At 70.2% G+C, this 4,356-nt stretch carries 1 protein-coding gene and 1 pseudogene; both read right to left on the reverse strand.

Translation table 11 applies throughout. From position 1 onward, the window contains the following. The coding region (locus VD972_RS34255) for an O-antigen ligase family protein (RefSeq protein WP_324993012.1) at window positions 1-2,293 on the reverse strand (2,293 nt) is incomplete at its 3' end. 12 nt (window positions 2,294-2,305) lie between these two features. Further along, window positions 2,306-4,356, reverse strand: a pseudogene (locus VD972_RS34260) (hypothetical protein); the annotation flags it as partial.

The following is a 4,356-nucleotide window of genomic DNA, read 5'->3' on the forward strand; positions in this document are numbered from 1 at the left end:
CGGGCGTGAGCGCCACCACCTCACGTGCGGGATCGAGCGCCTCGTCCGGGCGTCCCACCCGCAGGAGCGCCGCCACCAGGTTGCCAACCGCCACCCGGCGAGCGTTCTCATCGCCCCGCCATTGCCCTGCGCGAGCTGCCCGCAGCAGGCGCACGGCCTCGGCTGTATTTCCCTCTTGGAGTGCCAGGAAGCCGAGCACCGCCAAGGGCGGGGCGAAGTCCGGGTAGAGCGCCACGGCGCGGTGGGCATACTGGCGCGCCCGGTTCGCGTCCCGCAGCGTGAGCGCCGAGAGCGCGGCGTCCGCGAGGATGTGGCCGTTGGCTGGGTCGCGCCTCAAGGCTTCGTCGTAGGCCGCGAAGGCCTCGACCGTCGCCGCAAGTCCGTCGCGCGCGAGCTCCGTGCGCAACCGTCCGAGGTTGGCATGGTGGTAGGACTCCGCTGGAACCTGTGCAAGGGCCGTCGTAAAGGCTCCACGAGCACGCTCCAGCGCTTGCCGCCGGACGCCCCCATCAGTCGTGGTCTTGGCAACGAGCAGCGCCGCGGTGCCGAGCTTCGCAAGACAGGTATCCCGAGTGAAATCCAGCGCCACCGCCCGCTCGAGGTGCGGCACGGCCCGCTCCGGCGTCACCGAGATCAGCGCCTGCCCCGTGCGGCATGCGGCGCTGGCACGCAAGGGGCTCAGGATCCCCACGACAGCCAGCGCGAGCGCGGTCCCCCCGAGCACCACCGCCCGCCATATGGAACCTCTCGGGCTTCCCAGCTCCATGCGTCGCGATGTGGCGGAAGGCTTCTCCGCACGCAACAAGCCCGTGAGGCTCCACGTGGTGCCTCCGAGCATTGCGGCCATCAGCAGCAGCCCCAACCCCTGAGCCGCGGACAGCCCGCCGACGGGCGCTCCCGGCCCCGCCAGCGTGAGCAGGAACGACACCATCCCCAGGACCGCCGCGCCCAGAAGGGTTCCCCGAGCACACGAGGTCCCTACGAGCGGGGCCGCCACATCCCCTTCCCTCCCAAGGCCGGACAGCAGACCCGCCACGCAGGTGAAGAGCGTGCCGGTAGCCGCGACGGTGAAGTTGAAGGCATTCTGCGTGGCGAAGGCCAGCACCGAGGCCGTGAGGGCCAGGACGAGGGGACGCTCCTCAATGGGCACCCGGCGCCAGGCTCGGCGGATGGCCAGGACGAGGCCCACCCCCAGGACGAGCAGCGCTGAGCCGCCCAGAAGGCCTTGAGTAGCCAGGAGGTGCAGGGCCTGGTTGTGGGCCTTGGCCGGCGTCCCGTTCCACTCCAGCTTCCAGTAGTCCGCCGAGCGTGCACCCTCGAAGGCGAGGTGGAAGGTATCGAGGCCGGAACCCAGCACCGGGTGTGCAGCAAAGATCTCCCATGCCGCCCGCCAGATGAGCAGGCGCGTGTCCCCCTCACCAAAGCGGCGCACCCGCTCGGACAGCGAGGCGAGCCACCCCTCCTGCCCGCTGCCAGGCGCACGCAGTGCCAGCACGAACACCACCACGAGGGCCACCGCGAGCACCACCCCACCCACGAGCGCACCCCGACGCTGGCCCAGCCGCACCCCACCCACCGCCAGCACCCCGAGCACGCACGCCATCGCCAACCAGCCGCTCCGAGACAGGGAGACCGCCACCGCTCCCACTGAGAGCAGCGCCACGGCACAGAGGAGCCCCAGGGCACCGTGACGCTTCAGGTCCGCGGCGCGCTGCGCCCAGAGTGCCGTGAAGGGAAATGCCATCGCCAGGAACGCGGCGAGGTGGTTCGGATGGCCCAGCGTGGAGAAGGTGCGCACCTGCTCGCCCAAGGTGGCGACCCGCTCCCACGTCAGCGGATCCACCCCGAGCACCTGCGCCCAGGCGTAGCTGGCCACCAGTGCAGAGGCTACCACCGGGCTGGCGAGCAGCGCCCGAGCAACTGCCGGAGTCCGGCCCCAGGCACGCGCGGCGAAGAAGAGCACCGTATAGCCGAGCACCGTCGGCAGCCCGGAGAAGGACTCGTGAGCCCCGGCCAGTGACGTCCAACGGCTGATGGACACAGCCGTGGAGGCCACCGCCGAGACGAGCAGCAGGAGAAAGCCCAGCGCGAGAGGCTCCCGCACGACTTCTGGCAGAGCGCGACGCGCCGCCTCCCACCTGCCACCTCCCAGCGCTACGAGGGCGAGCGCCGCGAGGTGCAGGAGGGCCACCTTCACCAGCTCGAAGCCCTCGAGCGTCCACTGCGTGAAGGCCAGGGGCACCAGCACCAGCAGCGCCCCCAGCACAGCCCGCCCCGCGCACGTCGTCCGCATGCCAGGAGTGGCCTATTCGACGATGACGGTCGCGATCGCGTGCGCGTACCAGTCCGCGTCCACGGAGCTGGCCATCACGTAATAAACCCCGGGAGTGATCGGCGCCGTGTAGTTGCCCAGATAGTCGATGCTCCCGTTCTCCGGACCTCCCAGCACCCGCCAGTAGATGAAGGGGAAGAAGGGACTGGAGGCCTCGGCCAAGAACGTCACCGTTCCTCCCGGCGGCCGGTGCACCACGGAGGGGAAGAGGCTCACCGCCGCGGCCGAGGTGCTCGACACCACCTGGACAGGCACGGTGACGCTCTGGGTGGGATCCGCCACGCTCGTGGCGGTGACCGTATAGGCACCGGGCTGCGACGGCGTCAGATAGGTGCCGTCAAGGGAGATGCTGCCGCCCGTGGCGCTCCAGTTCACCTGGGTGTTGGCGGATCCCAGCACCCCCGCGGTGAAGGTCTGCCGAGCTTCCGTGGGGAGCGTCGCGGAATGGGGCCGGAGGCTCACGGACACGCCCGCCCTCGGTGAGACGGAGACGCGAGCCAGGCCCTCGGACGACTCCGTCGAGGTGTGGGGATAGAAGCTGGCACTCACGTGGTAGCGCCCTGGCTTGCGGGGCGCAAAGTACTCCACCGTCCCATTGTCGAGGTGGATCACCGTGCCACCTTCCGGAGCCTCGAGCACGCGCGTGAGGGTCGCGGTGGCCGACGTGGAAGAGATGCCAGAGAGGTGGAGCTGGAACGAAGCAAAGGCACCAGGGGCCACCACCTGCTCCGCCGGGCTCAGTCCGAGCGAGATCACCCCGGGCTGGCCCGACACTGTGACGGTCGCGCTCGCGCTCTTCGTCGGATCGGCCGTGCTGGTCGCGGTCACCGCATAGGTGCCAGGAACCGCTGGCGCGGTGTAGAGCGCCCCCTGCAGGAAACCGCCGCTCGTGGTCCACTCGACGCGCGTGTCCGAGTTGCCCGAGACGCTCGCGATCAGCGACAGCTTGCCGCCCGGTGGCACCTGCACCTTGGCAGGCAGCACACTGACGGAGGTCTGCGAGGGCTCCACCACGCGCACCAGCGCGTAGGCGAACAGCGGACTGTAGAAGCCACCCCCATCCAGGACCACCGTGTACGTGCCCGGCGTCGACGGCGCGATGTAGCCACCACGGGCGGTGATGCTGCCGCCTGCTGGGCCCTCCAACACACGCCAATACACCGCGTTGTCCGAGGCGCCGGAGTTGGCTCCCGTGAAGGCGTAATAGGCATGAGTGGGCACGGTCACCATCGTCGGGCTGATGACCATCCCACCCTCGCGGAAGTCATCCACCACCACCACCTGTACCGTCTGCGACACCTGAGGAACTGCCACGCTCGTGGCCCGTAAGGTGTACGCGCCGGGCACGGCAGGTGCCGTGAAGACTCCTCCGGAGTCGATGAAGCCCCCGGTCGCCGACCAGGTGACGGACGAGTTGCTGCTCTCCGTGACATAGGCCGCGAAGGACTGCTGCTGCCCAGGCCGGAGGCGCGCGCTGCCCGGCAGCACGGACACCGTTGGCGTCGCCTGCTGCGCGACCCGAAGGGTGGCCACCGCGTACGACCCGTCGTAGGAGGAGGCCAGCAGGTGGTAGGTGCCCTCCGTCGGGGGCGCCCGGTAGAGGCCGGTGGGACTCACCGCACCGCCCAGGTCCGCCTCGAGCACGCTCCAGTTCACGGAGCTGGGCGTGATGGCACCAGCGCCGCTGGTGAAGGTGAAGGTCTGGAAGGCGCCGGGCGCGAGCGTGGCGGTCGCAGGGCTGATCACCGCCGCGACGGCGCCCGAGCTCTGGACGAAGACGTCGACGCTGTGGCTCTTGGAAGGATCCGCCACGCTCGTGGCCGCCACCCGGTAGATGCCTGGAGAGCCTGGCGCGGTGTAGTTCCCCTCCGCCGAGATGCTGCCGTTGGCGCTGCCCCCCACGACGGACCAGGTGACGGCCGGGTTGGCCGTGCCGCTCACGCTGGCGCTGAACGTCTGACGCAGCCCCACGCTCACCGCCGCGAACTCCGGGACTACGTGGACCCGCACGTCGTCGGGCTGCA

The organism is Hyalangium sp., assembly GCF_035629615.1.
GTDB lineage: Bacteria > Myxococcota > Myxococcia > Myxococcales > Myxococcaceae > Hyalangium.